This is a genomic window from Bradyrhizobium sp. 170 (assembly GCF_023101085.1).
Lineage (GTDB): Bacteria > Pseudomonadota > Alphaproteobacteria > Rhizobiales > Xanthobacteraceae > Bradyrhizobium.
Genome location: NZ_CP064703.1, coordinates 400,099 through 418,527 on the forward strand (window position 1 = coordinate 400,099; position 18,429 = coordinate 418,527).

At 61.4% G+C, this 18,429-nt stretch carries 16 protein-coding genes; 6 read left to right on the forward strand and 10 right to left on the reverse strand.

The window, feature by feature from the left end:
• The first annotated feature begins 392 nt into the window (after positions 1-392).
• Complete coding sequence (locus IVB05_RS01880) at positions 393-1,502, forward strand: TRAP transporter substrate-binding protein (protein ID WP_247782753.1); 1,110 nt, start codon at positions 393-395, stop codon at positions 1,500-1,502.
• A gap of 98 nt (positions 1,503-1,600) precedes the next feature.
• On the opposite strand, the gene IVB05_RS01885 is transcribed toward IVB05_RS01880, so the two are convergent.
• The 5 genes from IVB05_RS01885 to IVB05_RS01905 all read right to left on the reverse strand — a co-directional run bounded on the left by IVB05_RS01885 (position 1,601) and on the right by IVB05_RS01905 (position 6,624).
• On the reverse strand, positions 1,601-3,136 hold the full coding sequence (locus tag IVB05_RS01885) for a TRAP transporter large permease subunit (RefSeq protein WP_247782754.1): 1,536 nt from the start codon (positions 3,134-3,136) through the stop codon (positions 1,601-1,603).
• A 5-nt stretch (positions 3,137-3,141) separates the two neighbouring features.
• Positions 3,142-3,717, reverse strand: a complete 576-nt coding sequence (locus tag IVB05_RS01890) for a TRAP transporter small permease subunit (protein WP_247782755.1) — start codon at positions 3,715-3,717, stop codon at positions 3,142-3,144.
• Positions 3,718-4,159: 442 nt separating this feature from the next.
• A complete protein-coding gene (locus tag IVB05_RS01895) occupies positions 4,160-4,660 on the reverse strand; it encodes a hypothetical protein (protein ID WP_247782756.1) in 501 nt (166 codons plus the stop codon).
• Between the two features lie 410 nt (positions 4,661-5,070).
• On the reverse strand, positions 5,071-5,709 hold the full coding sequence (locus IVB05_RS01900; RefSeq protein WP_247782757.1) for a 2-dehydro-3-deoxy-6-phosphogalactonate aldolase: 639 nt from the start codon (positions 5,707-5,709) through the stop codon (positions 5,071-5,073).
• On the reverse strand, positions 5,710-6,624 hold the full coding sequence (locus tag IVB05_RS01905; protein WP_247782758.1) for a 2-dehydro-3-deoxygalactonokinase: 915 nt from the start codon (positions 6,622-6,624) through the stop codon (positions 5,710-5,712).
• A gap of 250 nt (positions 6,625-6,874) precedes the next feature.
• On the opposite strand from IVB05_RS01905, the gene IVB05_RS01910 reads away from it, so the two are divergent.
• Positions 6,875-7,837: a tripartite tricarboxylate transporter substrate-binding protein gene (locus IVB05_RS01910; RefSeq protein WP_247782759.1), complete on the forward strand. Its 963-nt coding sequence runs from the start codon at positions 6,875-6,877 to the stop codon at positions 7,835-7,837.
• 49 nt (positions 7,838-7,886) lie between these two features.
• On the opposite strand, the gene IVB05_RS01915 is transcribed toward IVB05_RS01910, so the two are convergent.
• Positions 7,887-10,433, reverse strand: coding sequence for a VCBS domain-containing protein (locus tag IVB05_RS01915; RefSeq protein WP_247782760.1), 2,547 nt, complete (start codon positions 10,431-10,433; stop codon positions 7,887-7,889).
• A gap of 307 nt (positions 10,434-10,740) precedes the next feature.
• On the opposite strand from IVB05_RS01915, the gene IVB05_RS01920 reads away from it, so the two are divergent.
• Together IVB05_RS01920 and IVB05_RS01925 are read left to right on the forward strand one after the other, a co-directional pair.
• Entirely contained in the window at positions 10,741-11,364 is a 624-nt protein-coding gene (locus IVB05_RS01920) for a FecR family protein (RefSeq protein ID WP_346771824.1), read from the forward strand.
• Positions 11,365-11,460: 96 nt separating this feature from the next.
• Positions 11,461-12,330 (forward strand): tetratricopeptide repeat protein, encoded by an 870-nt coding sequence (locus IVB05_RS01925; protein WP_247782762.1) that lies wholly within the window; start codon positions 11,461-11,463, stop codon positions 12,328-12,330.
• A gap of 94 nt (positions 12,331-12,424) precedes the next feature.
• Here IVB05_RS01925 and IVB05_RS01930 read toward each other — a convergent pair whose 3' ends face one another.
• Complete coding sequence (locus IVB05_RS01930) at positions 12,425-13,405, reverse strand: tripartite tricarboxylate transporter substrate binding protein (RefSeq protein ID WP_247782763.1); 981 nt, start codon at positions 13,403-13,405, stop codon at positions 12,425-12,427.
• 310 nt (positions 13,406-13,715) lie between these two features.
• Entirely contained in the window at positions 13,716-14,942 is a 1,227-nt protein-coding gene (locus IVB05_RS01935) for a glycosyltransferase family 87 protein (protein ID WP_247782764.1), read from the reverse strand.
• Between the two features lie 280 nt (positions 14,943-15,222).
• Between IVB05_RS01935 and IVB05_RS01940 the strand changes: the two genes are divergently transcribed.
• Positions 15,223-16,449 (forward strand): trypsin-like peptidase domain-containing protein, encoded by a 1,227-nt coding sequence (locus tag IVB05_RS01940; protein ID WP_346771825.1) that lies wholly within the window; start codon positions 15,223-15,225, stop codon positions 16,447-16,449.
• Positions 16,450-16,635: 186 nt separating this feature from the next.
• On the opposite strand, the gene IVB05_RS01945 is transcribed toward IVB05_RS01940, so the two are convergent.
• Entirely contained in the window at positions 16,636-16,944 is a 309-nt protein-coding gene (locus IVB05_RS01945; RefSeq protein WP_247782766.1) for a hypothetical protein, read from the reverse strand.
• Positions 16,945-17,415: 471 nt separating this feature from the next.
• Here IVB05_RS01945 and IVB05_RS01950 point away from each other — a divergent pair, with 471 nt between their 5' ends.
• On the forward strand, positions 17,416-17,685 hold the full coding sequence (locus tag IVB05_RS01950; protein ID WP_247782767.1) for a hypothetical protein: 270 nt from the start codon (positions 17,416-17,418) through the stop codon (positions 17,683-17,685).
• A gap of 144 nt (positions 17,686-17,829) precedes the next feature.
• Here IVB05_RS01950 and IVB05_RS01955 read toward each other — a convergent pair whose 3' ends face one another.
• Positions 17,830-18,423 carry a hypothetical protein gene (locus IVB05_RS01955; protein WP_247782768.1) on the reverse strand — a complete coding sequence of 198 codons (594 nt, stop codon included), beginning with the start codon at positions 18,421-18,423 and terminating at the stop codon, positions 17,830-17,832.
• Between the last annotated feature and the right edge of the window lie 6 nt (positions 18,424-18,429).

The window sequence follows — 18,429 nt, forward strand, 5'->3', positions numbered from 1 at the left end:
GGAAGGCGCGGGGCTTTTCAGGCTGTCGCTCAAATCGTGGGTTTTGGTCTGGAAAGATCAAAAATGCTTTGGCTTTCAATGCGAGTTGACTGACACTCTCCGCCAGCTCTCAATTGTCCAGCCGATCCATTTGAACAGCTTCGTCGCTGCCAGAGGGCCGTTTTGCCACCCCAAGCGGCTGCCTGGTCTAATCCCTGAACCGGGCGGCCGGACCGCTGTTCTAACGGCCTGCAGGTTCATCTTACTGGCAGCCTGGCAGCCTGGCAGCTTACGAAGCCCAGAGGGCTGCACTGGCTGACAGCTCCTCACCGCTGTAGGCTGTTTGTGGGCTGGCCGCCCCTGGCTCGCCCGCACTCTGCAAAAAAAGGGAGCAAAAGGGAGGGAGACGTCCGATGAAAATGAGTTCGCTTAGGAAAGTAGCACTGTTCGCTGCAACCTCCGCCACATTGGCGTTCGCGGGCACAGCGCTCGCCCAACAGCCTCGAGTCCTCAAGATACAATCGGCGGTTCCGCCATCGTCCACCACGCACGATGCGCTCAAGTTTTTTGCCGAGCGCGTCGACAAGCTGACCGGCGGCAATCTCAAGATCGAGGCGCTGCCGGGCGGCGCGGTCGTTCCGCCGTTCGAGATCCTGGATGCCACGCACAAGAAGGTAATCGACGGTGCCTATGGCATCTCCTACTGGTGGTATGGCAAGAGCGTCACCGCGACGCTGTTCGCCAATACACCGGCGGGCATTTTCGGCATGGATGCTATCGACTTCATTGGATGGGTTTACGAGGGCGGCGGCCTCGATCTGTGGAACGAGTTCTATCAGAAGGAGCTCAAGCTCAATCTGGTGGCATTTCCGAGCATTCCGCCGAGCCCGCAAGCGCTCGGCTGGTTCAAGCGTCCGATCAAGGACCTGCCGGACTTCAGGGGAATGAAGTGCCGCCAGACCGGCATCGTCTCCCAGCTCTACGCCAAAATGGGTATGGCGGTCGTCAACATGCCGGGTGGTGAGATCCTGCCCGCCGCAGAGCGCGGTACGATCGATTGTGCCGAGTGGGTCGGCGGAATTGAGGATCTGCGGCTCGGCCTGCATACGGTCTGGAAATACCACTACACACCCGGCATGCATGAGAGCGCCTCGGTCGCCGAGATAGCGATCAACAAGGACGTGTGGGACAGCTTGCCGGATCAGAACAAGGAAGCCATCAAATCGGCCACATCAGAGACGTTCCTGCGCTGGTGGGCCAGCTTCCAGAGACAAAACGCGGACGCGATCGCAGAGTTTAAGGAGAAGCACGGAGTTAAGCTCCTGACTACACCGCCCGAGGTCAATCAGGCCTTCCTCAAGACCTGGGATGAGTTTGCCGCGGCGGAGGCCGCGAAGAACCCGTTCTTCAAGAAAGTCTACGAATCTCAGAAGGCCTATGCCGCCAAGGTCGTGCCCGCCAAGCGCTTCATGTTCCCGCCCTACGCTTTGCAGGCGGACCACTATTGGCCCGTTAAAGAATAAGACGGTACCCGCTTTTCCGGATCATGCTCTGGCAGAGGAAATAATTGAAAGGGCGGCCTCGGCCGCCCTTCTTGATATGGATAAGCAGCCGATCGCGCTTACCTGACAATGTTCGGCAACCACAGTGCGATTTGCGGGAACAACAGCAGCAGCGCCAAGACTATGACCTGAATCACCATATAGTCGGACATGCCCCTGTAAATCGTGCTCAAGCTCCATTGCGGAACGACGTTCCGCAGGTAGTACGCCGACATTGCAACGGGAGGGCTCAAGTACGAAGTCTGCATATTGATGGCGGTCAGTGCGCCAAACCAAATCAGCAGGTCGAGCTTGTTCAAACCGAACTGAAGCTTTTCGACCACGGGCAAAACGATCGGAAGAAAGACCAGGATGATCACGGGCCATTCGAACGGCCAGCCGAGGACGAAAAAGATTACCATGATCAACGCCAGCTTCCACCAGTCACTCAGCGGAAGGGCGAGCAGATAGTTGGTAATCAAGTTCGCCGTACCCAGCTTGGTAAAGACAGCACCGAACACCGTCGAGGCCAACGCCAGAAACAGCACCATGGCCGAGGTCACCATCGTGCCGATGGCCGCATTGGTGATCGATTGCATGCTGAGCCGGCCGTAAGAGACTGCAAGGAGGATAGCGCCGAAAGCCCCGCACGAGGCTGCCTCGGTCGGCGTGGCGACTCCACCGACGATGGTTCCGAGGGTAAATCCGATCAGCGCGCTCAGAGGCGCAACGCCGAGCATGACGGCGCGGAAGTAGGCGCTCCGGAAGTAGGGGTAAGCCGTCAGAATCGCTAACACCGAAGCGATGGCCGATAGGCTGAACGGACCGATCGCAAACGACAGACGCGGTGCACGCGCCTGGCTCAACAACAGATCGAGCAACAAATACGCTATTGCGACCGAGCACACGAGGCCCAATCCGACAACAGGAGCGCCCACCTTTTCCGTAGTCATCGCGTCATAGGTGGCTTTGCGCTCCTCCATGGTCATGGCTGGACCGAGCTTCGGATTGATTAAGCTGCGGACGAGCGTATAGGCGATATAACTGCCAGCGAGCAGAAAGCCTGGGCCGAACGCTGCTGAATAGAGAAGATTAACGGGCACGCCCATGACTGGGCCCATGACCACCAGCATTACGCTCGGAGGGATCAGAATGCCGAGCGTACCGCCAGCCGCGATTGCACCCGCTGACAGCCGCGCGTCATAGCCGGTTTTGATCATCATCGATCCGGCCATGATGCCGAGCACGGTCACCGCGGCGCCCACGATGCCGGTCGCCATCGCAAAAATAGTCGCCGTTAGAATCACGGCCAAATAGAGCGCTCCGCGCACCGGCGCGAGAACGCTGCGGAAAGCCACGAACAGTCGCTCCATGAGTCCGGCCTGTTCGGTCATGTAACCCATGAAGATGAACAGCGGCACGGCGGGAAAGATCTCGTCTTTCATCGTGCCCCAGATTTGCAGGTAGGCAAGGTTGAAAGTCTGCTCCCACCCGAGGCCAACGGCACCAAACACAAGGGCGAGAAACAGCAACGTGAAGGAAATCGGGAAACCGATAAAAATGACGAAGACCATGCCGACGAGCATGGCAAGTCCGAGAGCTTCGGCGGGGGTCATGGTCTTCAGACCTCAATCTTCTCGTGCCTGGCCAAGAATGCGCCGGTTCGCCATGCCCAGAGGCTCTTCATCAGCTCCGAGATACCCTGCAAGAACAGCATGAAGGCCGTCAGCGGAATAACCCCGCGCAGCGGCCACAGGACCGGCGTCCACGCGCCGGAGCTTCCGCGTTCGTCGATCGAGAGCGAGTACAGGAAATCGTCAATCGAGAGGAAGAACAGCACGACCATTGTCGGCAGGAAGAACAGGAGGAACGCCAGGCTGTCGATCATGCCTTTCGTGCGATCCGAGAATGCTTCCCACAGTACATCGGTGCGGATGTGAGCGCCCTTCAGGAGCGCCAATGCGGAGCCCAGCATGAACAAGGTCGCGTAGGACATTGTCGTCACATCGAGGGCCCAGATCGTCGGATCCGCCAGGACGTAGCGGGCAAAAACCTCGACCACATTGGCGAAAATCAGGGGAATGATCGAGAGGACGAAGAGGTACCCAGTCAATTCCGTGAACTTGTCGATGCTACGGATGACGGCCAAATAGCCGCGGGATGGCATGGGCTTTGGCGAAGCAGATATGTTGGCCATTGCAGTTTGCCTAGACGGCGCCCGCCTTGGACTTCCCTATAAGAGTAAACCGTCCAATGCGACCCACCGCTCCTCTCAAATGATCCCGATGCTAGCTTAGCGGCCGTCTGGGTGCCAGCGGATGAATGGCCACGGCGATCGGTCAGGATTGCGATGCACAATTGGGCAGAAAAGCCATCCCAAGGCGACAAACAGATTGGCGCCCCGTAGGGACCGAATGTTTGGGGGCACTTCTCGGACTCACACGTTTCGCCAGCTCGGTCTCTGCCGGGGGCGGATAGACGAGCGACCGCAGGTGGAGAACGTTGGATCCCAGGTCCTCTCTCCGCCAGTCAACCCCATTACCTGTTGAAATTGTTGTCGTTAATTTTGGTCGCGCCGACTTGGTCCCCAAAGCTGAGCGTCGAACCGACGGCCCGTTATTCTGCTTGTTTGTCATGGCTCACCGCACCGCCGCGCAGAACTGTTCCGTGATCGCCGCCCTTTCGTCGGCGACGTTCCAGCCGTTCGTCTCGGCGTTTTCCTTGGCCAACTTTTGCTCGTTCTGAAGCATCTTTTTGATGTGCGCGTACGGTTTCCAGTCGGCCTTGGACAGCTTGGCGGGGGGCACACCGCAGACGTTGTGGGCAATCGCTTTCTGCACACCAGTGCTGACGTCGCTCATGTGGCCCTCGACCACGGCGGTGAAACGCGCCTTGGCGTATTGGCTGTTGGCTGCGATGAAGTCCTTGCAGAAGGCGACCCGTTGACCTCCGTCGCGGGCCTTGATGTAGGCCGTCTGCGTTTCGTAATGGAGGCGGTAGGCGAGTTTGTTGGCGTTCGGGTCGGATTTCACCACTTCGAGCATGGCGCGGTGGTCAACCGAGGTGGCGTCATTGATCCTGATGTCACATACTTTGGCGAGGGAGACGACCGGAACGTAGGCCCGCACCTTGGCTTCCAAGGCGTCGTTGGCGTGTGCAACTGGTGCGAACAGGCTGGCGGCGATTGCGAAAGCAGCGAGACAACGTTTCATTGGTGATATACCCCCCAATCACCGAACAGGAAGCGGCGGCGACCCAGCCGAGAAGCGTCCAGCGCAGAAAACGGGTTGAGCAACTTATAGCGCGAATTCCTTAGGCGGCTGCCGAGCCACGGCGTTGATCTGGATCATGGCTCCCATGAGTGGGGCCATCGGTCGGGTAGGAGTGAGAGACGGGCCGACGGCCCCTGCCGGCCTCGCTTTCCACGGCATCCACACCTCCCGCTTGCAAAAAAACGAAAAGCGTAACCCATGCGTCCGGTACGAAATGTCACCTATGTCTCGGGCCGCTCTTCGCGAACGCTTCGGCGCGGCGAGCCCGCGGCGCCCGTCTACCCCGCCTGTTGAATCGCCTTCTCGTACGCGTCGATCGTCGCCTTGGCGCGAACAGCGACTTCCGCGGCCGTCATGCCGGGTTTGTAGAGGCTGCTGCCGAGGCCGAACGCAAGAATGCCGGCCCGCATGTAGTCCGCGAAGTTTTGGTCCGAGACACCGCCCACGGCGGCGATCATCAGGTCTGGGGGAAGCACGGCGCGAATGGCGGTGATCCCCGCGGCTCCAAGCACGCTCGCCGGAAAGAATTTGAGGCCGGAGGCCCCTGCCTTGGCGGCAAGCAGCGCTTCCGTCGGAGTAAAGACGCCGGGCATCGTGACCATGCCGTGTGACCGGGCCCGGGCAATGATTTCGGGATCGACGTTGGGGGTTACCAGGAGCCGGCCGCCAACGTCATGGAGCCGCTCGACGGCTTCCAGTGTCAGGACGGTGCCAGCGCCAACCAGGATCCCGGCGGGCGCCTTCTTGACGGCGATCTCGATGGAGCGGAACGGATCCGGCGAATTGAGCGGAATCTCGATCGCCGTCATGCCATTGTCGATCAGCACGCTGACGATATCCCCCGCTTCATCAGGCCTCACGCCGCGCAGGATCGCGACCAGCGGACGTTTCATCGGGGGGAATGGGACAACGTTCATTCATACACTCCAAAATGATTCCGCGGCCATCGCAAGGCCGCGACGGACCGCATCCTCGGCCCCGATTGATCTGACAGGAACGGACACCGTGTCAAACGCCAACTGGTAAAGCATCTGGAGTCTCCCCGACGCCACCAACGTGATGCCGGACCTGGGTACTTCTCTGGCGAGTCCCGCCGCCAATTCGAGACCAATCAACGTTCCCGATATTTTTTCGCGGGCCGAGGATGGCGTGCCGCCATACAGGAGCTGACCCGATCGCACCTGGAACAGCAGATTGGCAGCGAAGGCAGGCGTCTCAAAGGCGGCAATGACCGCCGACCTGAATGCGTCGATAGCTTCCGCTGGATCGGCGCCGGTCACCGCGTGGGACAGGATCGTCTCGCGCGACACGACGTCGAACAGCTCTCCCGTCATGAACGTAGCGAAGCGCTCGACGATCCCTCCATTCGCCCTGACCCACTTCGAATGGGTACCCGGCATGCAGACGACCGCATCGTCAGCCGCGTCCATGCCCAAGGCGCCGAGCAACTGCGTCTCCTCGCCCCGCATGACATCCGGCGCCCTGGGGTCTCGTTGCACGATGCCCGGGAGGATGCGGATGTCACGGTCCTGTCCCGGCACCGGGACGGCATGCTTCAGGATCGATGCGAGCGGCGCCGGCGTGTCGACATATCCGGCTTCAACCCACCCCTGCCGGGCACCGGCCATGCCGCAGACGACGACGGGCAGCCCAGGCGCGGCGCCGACGGCTTCCAGATGCGATTGCAGCACGGCCGGAAAGCCAAGCTTGGCTGCCGCCATCATGCCCTCTTGGCTGCGCCGTTCCCCGAGAACGTTGCCGGCCCGGTCGACCAGCCAAAGCCGAAAACTGCTCGTGCCCCAATCGACCGCGACATATGCAGCCTGGCTCATTTCAACTCCGTTCCGATGCTATCCGCGCCCCAAGGACATGGTATCACGCCGGTTTGCCTGCGAGCTACGCTCGCTTTGTAATTGATTTGCGAAAGCGCAATCAGCATGATCCGAAGTCATGCGGTGCCACGCTGTTTTTCCCGGCGTGGCTTCGCCAATGCGCGCACGTCCGCAACAATGCGGCATAACAACAAAAACAAAGACTTTGGAGGACGCCATCGTGATCAATCTCCCTTTTAGAAGCGCCCTCATGGGCTTTGGTCTCCTGATTGCGGCGCTCTCGCCGCAGGCCCATGCGCAATCGTCTCCCAAGACCGTGACGCTGGTGGTGCCTTTTGCGGCCGGCGGTGGCACGGATACCGTCGCTCGCCTGATTGGTGAGCGGATGTCGCGAACGCTCGGCCAGACCGTCATCATCGAGAACGTGGTCGGAGGCGGAAGTACGCTGGCCAATGATCGTGTCGCCCGATCGGCGCCTGACGGTTCGACAATCCTGATCAATCATGTCGCGCTGCTGGCCGCGCCCAGCCTGTTCACCAACCTGCGGTATGATACGAAAACGGCGTTCGAGCCGGTCGGCCTCGTCAACAACGCGCCGATGGTCCTGATCGGCCGCAAGTCGATCCCCGGCGAGGGACCGAAGGACCATGTCGCCTGGATCAAGACGCAAGGCGACAAGGCGAACTTCGCGCATGGCGGTCTCGGAACGAACAGTCATTTGTGCGCCGTGATGATGGGCAATGTGCTCGGCTTCAAACCGACGGTCGTGGCTTATCGCGGATCAGCCCCCGCAATCGGCGATCTCCTGGCGGGGCAGATCGATCTTCTGTGGGATCAGGTGACCAACGCGCTGCCGCAGATTCAGGCCGGAACGCTTCATGGCATCGCCATTACGTCGCCGAAACGTCTGGAACAGTTGAAGGACGTGCCGACCACCGCCGAGCTCGGCATGCCCGAGGTCAGCTACTCGATGTGGCATGGGCTCTACGTGGCGAAGGGTACGCCCAAGGAGACCATAGGCGCGCTGAATTCGGCGCTCCGCGCGGCGCTGTCCGAGCCGGAGCTCCTGGAGAAGCTGAAGCAGCTCGGAACCCTGCCATTCCCCGATAACGAGTTGACGGCTGAGGCGCATGCGCGCCTGTTCGCCGCCGACCTGCCACGGGTGGCGAAACTCATTGAGAGTTCGGGGATCAAGGCGAGCGAAGCGAAGTAAGGCGGCTCGTGCGGCGTGGAACGGCTGCGCTGGATCCGGCGCAGCTCCGTCACACGATCAGGTCGTGCGTCGCGTGGCTAGTGACAGCGTTGCCCGGCTGATTCCACCATTGTGCAGACAGCTCGATCGGTTGGGCTGCCTCTGAAATCGCTGGCGGTGCACTGGTTGCTGCAGCGTTTTGGGGAGAACTGCTCGACGCCGGGATGTCCTCTGCAAGGTCGATGACGTCAGAAGCTTTTACGTCGGACATCTTGTCCTTGAAGTGGAACGTGTCGTCGGCGCCGTTGATGGTGATTGTCACCACCTGTGTGGTGCCGTCGATGGTGGTCACCTTGAAGCAGTCGGTCAGCGTGTCGCAGTCGTTGAGCGCCTGCACTTCGCAATTGGCGTTGTCGAGCTTGTAGGTCCAGACGCCATCCGCCGTCATCGTGAAGGTGCCATAGCCGGCATCGCTCGCCTTCGGCGCGCATACTGCCGTGAAGGTATTGGGTGTGTTGTCGACGTCGGTGTCGGTGAGCGTGCCGGTCGCGATCGGCGTACCGTATGTGCAAGCGCCAGCTTCGGTTACCGAGCCGGTTGTGGCGCCACAAATGACGGCGGCGTCGTTGGCGCCGTTGATGGTGATCGTCACGACCTGCGGGGTGCCGTCGATGGTGGTCACCGTGAAGCAGTCGGTCAGCTTGTCGCAGACATTGAGTGCCTGCACTGCGCAGTTGGCGTTATCGAGCGTGTAGGTCCAGACGCCATCCGTCGTCATGGTGAAGGTGCCATAGCCGCCCGTGCTCGCCTGCGGCGAATCGACCGCCGTAAAGGTGTTGGGAGTGTTGTCAACGTCAGTGTCGGTGAGCGTGCCGGTCGCGGTTGGTTTACAAGATACGGAATTGGCCACGCCGCCAGCCTCGATGATCGAGCCTTCCTTGGTTCCGCAAATGATAGCGGCGTCGTTGGTGCCATTGATGGTAACTGTCACCAGCTGCGCGGTGCCGTCCAGGGATGTCACCTTGAAAGTGTCGGTCAGCGTGTCACCGACATTGAGTGCCTGCACCGCGCAGTTGCCGTCGTCGAGCGTGTAGGTCCACACGCCGTCGGCCGTAACGATGAAGGTGCCATAGCCAGCATTGCTGGCCCTCGGGCAATCGACCGCCGTAAAACCGGGCGTGTTGTCGACGTCGGTAACGGTGAGCGTGCCGGTCGCGGTCGGCGGGTCGCACTTGGTGCCGCCGTCCTCGGTCACGGAGCCGGTGGTGGCGCCGGAAATGACTGATGCGTCATTGGCGCCGTTGATGGTGACCGCTACCACCTGTGGGGTGCCATCGACGGTGGTCACCGTGAAGGAGTCGGTCAGCTTGTCGCCGACATTGAGTGCCTGCACCGCGCTGTTGGAGTCGTTGATCGTGTAGGTCCATACGCCGGCCGCCGTCATCGTGAAGGTGCCAAAGCCGCCCGCGCTCGCGGTCGGCGTGTTGACCGCCGTAAAACTATTGGGCGCGTCATCGACGTCGGTGCTGGTGAGCGTCCCGGTGGCGCTCAGCGCGCCCAGCGCGGTATTGGCGACGCCGCTGGCCTCGATCGCCGTGCCATTGGTGGCGCCGGAGATGATGGCCGCGTCGTTGGTGCCGTTGATGGCGATCGTAAAGGGTTGATTGGCCGAGAGCGTCCCGTCGGATACGGTGATCGTGAAGTCCGTGATGGTCGGCGCAATAAGCGCATTGATTGCGTCATTATCCGGAACGAACGTATAGGCGCCGGTCGTGCTGTCCACGTAGAGCGTACCGTAGGGACCAGCCCTCGATACATCGTAGTTTACCCCGTCGATGACGTTGCTGCCGGCGGTTCCCCCGCTGATGCCGAAGGTCAGTGTCACGCCACTGTTGGGGCTGCTGGCAAGGAAAGTGCCGCTTGTCGCAGTGAAGAGGTCAAAGACCGTGGTGTCGATTTCAGTCGGCCCGATTATCGCATTCAGCGTCGGCGGTGTTGGCGGTGGAGGCGGCATTTGCCCGACAATCATCTCCGGGACTGATGCGAGGATTACCGCAGGCAAAGCAAGCACATCCAGCGCCGGGGCCGAATCATCAATCTGGATGAAATTGATCGGTTGCACCGGTAGCGGCTCGAGGGAAGGAGGTGTGCTTGATCCCGTCGACCCCAGTCCTTTTTCGAAGATGGCGAGCGCTTCCTGCTGGGCCGCCTGCAACTCGGCCATTCGCGCCGCGGAGTTTGTGCTCTGACTGACGCTGACCGAGGACCCCTGCGAACGCAGGATGATGGTCTGCCCAGGATCCTCAACGAGTAAGTGCCGAGGGATCACTTCCTTGGTGGTCAGCTCGAATGCGCCATGTTCGAGATCCTTGTATATGATGTTGCCGTCGTCCAGGAACGTGACGTCAGGCTCGGCAGCCTGGGCCTGCTTCCCAAGCGCGAAGGCGAGTGCCGTGAGCCACAGCATGCCGAACCTGCCGGCATGAGCCCGGCTTCGAGAGCCGCCGGTCGCGTCTTGAGCGGCAGCGGCCGCGGTCTGGACGTTGCCGATGCGGGGAGACGGGGCCACAGCGGCCTTACGTTCGTCCCCTGTCTCGGCGTGGGACCCGACGAGCATGGCCCTACCCCCGTCTGCCACTTACCTTGTGCGATTTTTCACGGGTTGGCCCTGCCCAGCCCATGAGGTCAAAGAATCGCGATGCTGCCAGCCCGGTCGGCCAGCCGCCGAGAGTTCCTGCTTCAAGTTAGCCAATCCACGGGCGTTAGGCTTTAGGCTCAAAAGGAGTAATCCTTTCGAGCGAACGCTAAATGATGCCTTCCCCGGACATCGGGTCTAACGTCGCGCGTCAAAGAGCCCTTCAGCGCTCTCCCGGACAATATCTTCTCAGGAAGGGGCGATCATGTGCACGCATGCCATTGCCGCATTGCTGACAGGCTTCGTTCTGACGACAGCCGGGTTTTTCGTCGCGCCGGCCCACGCGCAAGTCAGGCCCGCCGTTCAGGATGTCGTGTCAAAACCAATTGGAAAAGTCGTTGTCGCCACAGGTTCGGTCACGATTGAACGTGCGAGTGCGGTGGTCGTTCAGGCAAGCACCTCAGGTCAAGCTGGTCAGGCGAACGTAGGCGATCTCGTCTATCAGGGCGATATCGTTGCAACCGGCGCCGATGGCCGGGTCGGCATCAACTTCACCGATGGCAGCTCCTTCAATCTGTCGAACAACGCGCGCATGGCTTTGGACGAGTTCGTGTACGATCCAAAGAGTGCGTCCAACTCGACCTTGTTCAGCCTGACCAAGGGCACTTTCACTTTTGTCGCGGGCCAAGCCGCGAAGACCGGGGATATGAAGGTCGATACCCCGGTTGCGACCATGGGCATTCGGGGCACGACACCACGCGTCGAAATTTCGGATGACGGGACAGTCAGATTTTCGACGCTCATTGAAGAAGGCAAGAGCAAGGGCCCGCGAAAGCCCGAAGCACCAGCGAAACCGCAACCCGAGCAAAAGCCCTATCCAAAATCAAATCTGAACATCTGTCGCGGATGCTAGGCCCGATCGCGGTGCGGGAGACTCGTCAGCCAACCAGGTCCGGGACTTCAAATCGACGGTCGCCCCTTTGCCAGCGTCGGGAACGGAGAGCCTGATATGAAATGCAGTGCGAGCCGGCGCGTCATTCAGCGGCTCGTGCCTGCTTTTGCCTTGGTGCTGTTCGGGTCGCTGGCTGCCGCGCAGAGCCCCAAGAAGAGCGACTATATCGAGAACATTGCGTTGTGCAACGGTTCGGATGGCACGTCGTTTGCGGTACGAATCGATGGTTGCACAGCGTTCATCGATTCCGGTCAGGGTACGGCGAGGGCGCGCGCGATTGCCTATAACAATCGTGGCAATGCCAATACGGCAAAGGGAGACATTGATCGCGCTCTCCTGGATTTCGATCAATCGATCAAGCTCGATCCGACTTTCGCAAAGGCCTTCAACAACCGCGGCGCGGCCTACTTGAGGAAAGGCGAATACGACCTCGCCCTCAAAGCTCTCGATCAGGCGATCCGGCTGAACCCGAACTACGGCAGAGCTTTCGTCAACCGTGCCGGAGTCTACCTGAAGAAGAACGAGTACGATCGCGCAGGCCGGGACTATGACGAGGCCATTCGCCTCGAGCCCAATCTGGAGTCCGCCTGGAGCGGCCGCTGCTGGACCCGGGCCATCCTTGGCTCGTTGCAGGCGGCGCTTGAAGACTGCAGCAAGGTGCTTCAGTCGTGGCCCAACGACGCCGCCACGCATGACTCGCGTGGACTGATCCACCTGAAGCTGGGACAGGCTGACGCGGCGATCGATGATTTCAGTTCCGCGCTGCGTGTCGATCCGAAGCTGGCGAGCGCGCTCTATGGGCGCGGACTCGCCAGGCTCAAGAACGGCGACAAGGCCGGCGGCGATGCCGATATTTCCGCGGCAAGGACGATCCAGCCCGGAATCGATGACGACTTCATCCGCTATGGCGTGCGTGGCAACAACTAATCAGCGAGCCCTGGTAATCAGCGAGTCCTCTTAATCAGCAAGTCCTGGCGCGGCGAACTCGTCATGAAACGATGCCGCGCCTGAACTGCTGGGGCTAATCCAGCTTCACGTTCGCTTCCGTCACGACCTTGCGCCAGCGCTCGATTTCCGCGGACACCATTTTCGCGAACGCGGGGCCTGTGACGTCGGGGACATCGGAGCCGTTACGCTCCCAGGCCTCCTTGATGGCAGGCGTCTGCATGGCCTTCTGCAGTTCCTTGATCATCTGCTCGACAATCGCCGGCGGCGTGTTCTTGGGTGCAAACAGGCCGTACCAGGTCGACACTTCATATCCGGCCAGGCCCGCTTCCGCGGTGGTCGGAAGATCGGGGAATGCCGGCACGCGTTTCGGCGCGGCGACGGCAAGCGCGCGCAACTGTCCGGCCCTGACGGGCGCTGCCGACGTACCGAGCCCGTCGAAGACAACAGGCACGTGGCCGGCGATGAGATCCTGCATCGCGGGGCCGGCCCCGCGATAGGGGACGTGCTGAATGTTGGTCTTGGTCAGGATCTTGAACAGTTCGCCCGCCAGATGATGCGTGGTGCCGGCGCCGGCGGAGCCGTAGTTCAATTTGCCCGGATTGGCTTTGGCGTAGGCGATGAACTCGGCGAGGGTCTTGGCGGCGATCTTGTCGGGATTGACGACCACCACCTGCGGCGGTCGCGCGACCAGCGCCACCGCGATAAAGTCCTTCTCGAAATTGTAGTCGAGGTTGGGATAGAGCGAGGGTGCGATGGCGTGATGTGCCGCGCCCATGAAGAAGGTGTAGCCGTCAGGCGCCGCTTTCGACGCCGCCGATGCGCCGACAGTGCCGCCGGCGCCCGCGCGGTTTTCGATCAGCACGCGCTTGCCGAGCTGGGCATCGAGCTGGGCCGCCAGCGGGCGGGCAAAGGCATCGGTGCCACCGCCGGCCGCGAACGGCACGATGAAGGTGATCGGCTTCTCCGGCCATGATTGGGCCTGCGCCTGGCCGGCTACGGCGGATACGGCCGTCAGAAGTGTAAGCAGGGCGCATCGGACAACTCTTGACTTCACGGCATTTTCCTCCGGCTATTGCAGATCGGCGTCCGCCGTCGGCGGCGCGAATGTCATTTTTGCCTCGCTGGTTCCGGCGTTCAGCCGGAATGGACAGGGGGCAGCGGGGCCTTACCGTATGCAAGATACCACGCGTGATCCATTAAAATGATCGGTCGGAAACAAGGCGGCACCGGGGCGTTTGGTCGCTACCAATGAGCTCGGGGCTAGCTTTTCCGGTATGGCACGCCCCAGCTATCCGACAGGAGGACAGGAGGACAGGAGGACAGGAGGACAGGAGGACAGGAGGACAGGAGGTTGGCGCGCGCGCCTATCGCGCTGGTGGCGGGGCCGGAACCCCGGCACGAAGCAGCAGCACGATCAGCAGCAGGGGAAACAGCGGGGCTAATCTGGCCACGGGAAACAGCAAGGGCGGGCTCAGCATCGGCAACAGCCAGATCATGAACGCCAAGGTCCAGCACCACAGCGGCAGCGGGGCGCTGCGCGCCATCAACCAGAGTGCCGCCGCGATCACCAGCAGCGTCCCATCATAGGGTCCGGAATGCGGCGCGGCGAGGACGGTCGCGGCCAGAAAGACCGCCGTCTTTTCCCTGGTCCCCAATCGCGACCGGAACGCGATGACGACGGATGCCGCCGCGCCGAGTGCGGCAAGCAGTTGAATCCACGACGCCAGCCGCTCCGGCGCGCCGAGCAGAATCGCGCAGGTGTAGACACTGTGCCCCCACATGCGGCCGAACTCGATCCACTTCTCGCTCGGGCTGACGAGATTCTCGAGGATGAGCGGAAACCAGCGCAGCCACAGGTCCCATCCGAAAATCAATCCGCTCGCGATCATCATGGCCAGCGCGGACAAGCCCGCCGCCAAAAACGCACGCCATTGCCCGGCCGCGATCAAGGCGATCGGGACCAGAATGCAGAACTGGGGTTTGAACGTCAGCAATCCCAGCACCAATCCGCCGAGATAAGGACGCTGTTCGAGAAGGCCAAACCCGCCGATGATCAGGGCTGTGACCAGAAAGACGGCCTGACCGTCGATCGCATTGATGGCCGATGCCGGGCAAATCAGCGCGGCCACGAGCAGGGCGCGCGACGGCAGGGCGGCTGGCGCACTTGATCGCAGCGCCAGCGCCACCAGGGCGCCGGTCACGACCTGAAACGCCACATAGGAGCCGAAGAAGCCCAGTGGCGCGAACGGCAGCAGCATCAGCAGAAAGCTCGGCGGGTAGGCCCATGGCCGAAATTCCAGCGGCTTGGAGAGCCAGCCTGCAAAATTCGTGTTGAGGAAGTCGGTGAAGCGATCGCCGTCGAAGATCAGCGGCGCGTTGCCGTCGAGGACCGAGCGGATCGCGCCGTAGAAGACCATCCAGTCGGTGCCGAGGGTATTGTAGTCGAGCCCGATCTTGCCCGGATATGGATTGGTCGTGAGCAGAACCAGCCAGACGTAGAACGACATCACCAGGGCGGGGATCAGCACGACCGCGGGTGGACGCAGCACGTCTCTCTGCTCGAAATCGCCTCCGCCGTGTGCCAAGTCCATGCGCTGTCCTGCCAGTTTTCCTGCCAAGCGACGAGCTGTCTAGCTGCGGGCGGATGCGAATCGGCATGATCCTGCAAAGACCTTAACGAAAGGACTTCGGTAGTTGGGCCGCTAACGGGCAAGAAGCCGATGCCGAGCCGATTTTTCCGCTCTCACGGGAGGAAATTTCGGCCTCCTCCGTCGGTCCAAATGGACTCCGGTTGCAAAGATAAATATGCTCACCCTGGGTGTGTGGGGGAATGCGCTTATGAAATGCCGGGCTGCTGCGGTCGCAGTTTTGTTGTGTACGATTTTTGCGAGTTCGAATGCGAATGCGCGCGGGCCCTACGGTTCGATCAGCGTTGGCAACTGGAAGGGCGGGGCCTACACCAACGACCAGACCGGATCCTTCTCGCATTGTGCAGCAGGCGCCCGATACGCCAGCGGCGTCTACTTCATGGTGACGATCGACGGCAATGGCGGGTGGGGTCTGGGGTTCATGCATGAGCAATGGACGCTTACACCAGGGCAGGCCTTTCCGCTGGCCCTGACGTTCGACGGACAGCAACCGTTCAATGTCCATGGCGTCCCGATCGGCGACAAGGTGGTTCGCGTGCCGATGCCGGCCAATTCCGCGCTCATCGCCCAATTCCGAAAGGCGAAGGCGATGACGGCCTATACGCAAGGCCAGCTCTTCCAGTTCAGCCTCGATCAGACCGGACAGCTACTGCCCGTTCTGGCGAATTGCGTCGCCAAGACCAAGCAATCCGGTGTGGCCAGTGCCGGCGATTTCTCGGTCCTTCCCGCAGCCAAGGCGGTCGCTGCGGCGGCGACACCGGATTCGACGCCTGCCAAGCCTGACAGGCTGTTCGACCAGACCGGCACCGGCTTCCTGGTGAGTTCGAATGGACACCTCGTGACCAATGCGCACGTGGTGCAGGGCTGCGTCGGCGACATCTTGGGCAATCCGTCCGGCGAGGCGCCCGCCAAACTGCGCCTGGTGTCGAGCGACGAGACCAACGACCTTGCGCTGCTGCAGGTGACCGGCTCGTTCAAGGACGTCGCCAAAATCAGAGACAAGGCGATCCAGTCCGGCGACAGCGTGGTGGCGATCGGCTATCCCTTTCATGGACTGCTGACGTCCGATTTCACGGTGACGACCGGGATTGTGAGCTCGCTCAGCGGCATCCTGAACGATACGCGCTTCCTGCAGATCAGCGCGGCCGTTCAACCCGGCAATAGCGGCGGGCCGCTATTGGCCTCGAGTGGCGACGTGGTCGGCGTGGTTGCGGCCAAATTGAATGCGTTGAAATTCGTGCGGGCGACGGGCAACATCCCCGAGAACATCAATTTCGCCATCAAGACCGGGGCCCTGCGGGATTTTCTCGATAACAGCGTGGTGCCGTATCAGATCTCCGACGCCAAGGCCGAGTTGAAGACGGCCGACATCGCGCGCAATGCGCGGGCGTTTACGTTCCTGATTTCCTGCAAGGCCAAGGCAAGAGAAAAAGAGACCGCGAGGAACTAGGGCAGAGGCCGCGCGGCTATCTTGCCCACGAGCCACGTTGCCCACCGGCCGGCGGGATTTCGCGATCAACCTTCTGACGGCGCCCGGCCGTGAAATCAGCGTGCGCATCTGTGGCGCTGATCTGTCAGCCCAAAACCTGGGCGCGGGTCTCGCTTGAAGGCCACCTGCCTTCAGGCCATTCAACGCTTACCGCGAATTGCTGCCGCGGCTGTGCGCGGTCTGCGCATTCCAGCTACTCCAGCTCACGCTGGCGAGGCTTCGCTGGTCCGTCGCAAGCGGCCGACGGGTCTGTCGCTCATAGGCGCCGATGATGTGCTGCGACTGCCGGATCTTCTGCTCGAGTTCGGCAATCGCCTTCTGCGTCTTGCCGGTCCTGCTCGATTGGGCAGGCTCGCCCACCGTGAACCTCGCGGTCTCGATGTTCTTCAAGGTCTCGCGAAGCTTCTTGAGCTGGGCGCGGTGCCACGCAATGGCGCTGTCACTGTCTACCGGCATGCAAACCCTCCTGATTCGTGGCCGAATCTAGCACGCATCGGGCAAGTTGGGCCAAGGGGTGGGCGGCCGCTGGGTCATCGGGGCCACCGGTTTCGTGCGGCGCGGTTTGGACGTTCCCGATTTCGGCCCTTTTTTGCCATCGAAGCGACCGCGGGCGAGCCTTCAAACAACAAACTTGCATGGCGATCTGTGCTCAGCGCGGTCCCTCTTATCGTCTTGGCGGCAGAATGCCGGCCCGGCGCAATGGAGCGTGCGATGAGCGAAGTTGAGTTCGATCGAACTGTCGATGCCGTGCGGAAGGAAATCGCGCCTGCATCGGCGTTGTATTCGTTGACGGGGTTGCGGGCTTCCGCCTGGCGGGCGAAGGCCGCCGACGACAAGCCCACGTCCCGACGCCACGCTCCCATGGCCAGGATTCGTCACGTAGGCGAGGGGCGGAAGCGATACAGGTAAAACGAGACAGGTGAGCTAATGGAACGATCAGTGTTCGAAATCGTGAAGGCGCCGCTGGGTTGGTCGGTATTTGCCGACAACGTCAAGATCGGCGGCGTCTACGATTCGCGAGGCGCCGCCCTCGAAGCCGCCGCACTGGCCGCATCCTATTCCATCAGCGACGGCGTCGGCGTTCAGATCAACGTGCCCGGCGCGGAAGAAGAAAAGCCGAGATGGGCTGTCGCGTTTGATATCGCGAGCTCCATCCTGCCAACGAGGAGCGGGCGCGAGCGGGGCGGCTCACGGTAAAGCCCGTGTGAAGGCAATCGCTCGACTTTGACTGACAGCCTCCACTGCCTGGGAGGACTTTCAAACTAGCATGAGATTGTCCACGCAGTCGCGAGCCATGCGTGGATCGACACTGGCCGCCGTCGGTTTTCCGCCGGCGGCCTTTCATTTTACATCGTCGAACGGCGACACCACAGGGCTGCCGACGCGCATCCGCTTGATACGGCGCACCGCCATCGGCGCGCCGTCGGACTGGTACTGCAGTTCGTATTTCTTGCCGTTCTTGTCGGTCGCCGTGCAGTTGATGCTGGAAAGTTCGAGCGTCACGAAGTTGCCGACCTGCTTGCAGAGGCCGGCGGTCGATTCGACTGACGGCACCGGCAGGCCGTCGGCCTTCGGCCTGTCCTTGGATTTCAGCAGCATCCGGTCGATCGGCAGTTCGTACAGATTGGCCTCCGGCCTTCGCCCATTGTCGCCGGAGAACGTGATGATGTGGCTGTCGTCGCCGGGATCGTCGAGCGCCACGGTAAAATTCGCCCGGCCTTCCTCGGTCTGGAAGAAAGCAACGGCCCGGCAGGCAAAATCCCGTCCCGCGACCTTGAGCGTGCGGCACTTGCCGGACATCATCGCGAAGATGACGGTATCGGGCTCTTGCCGCTGAAGTTCGTCCGAGGCGCGGGCCGGCATTGCAATGAGAATGATGGCAAGGGCGAAAGCCTGCCGGCAAAGCTTCATGGTCATGCCCGGTTGATAGGACATGGCGCG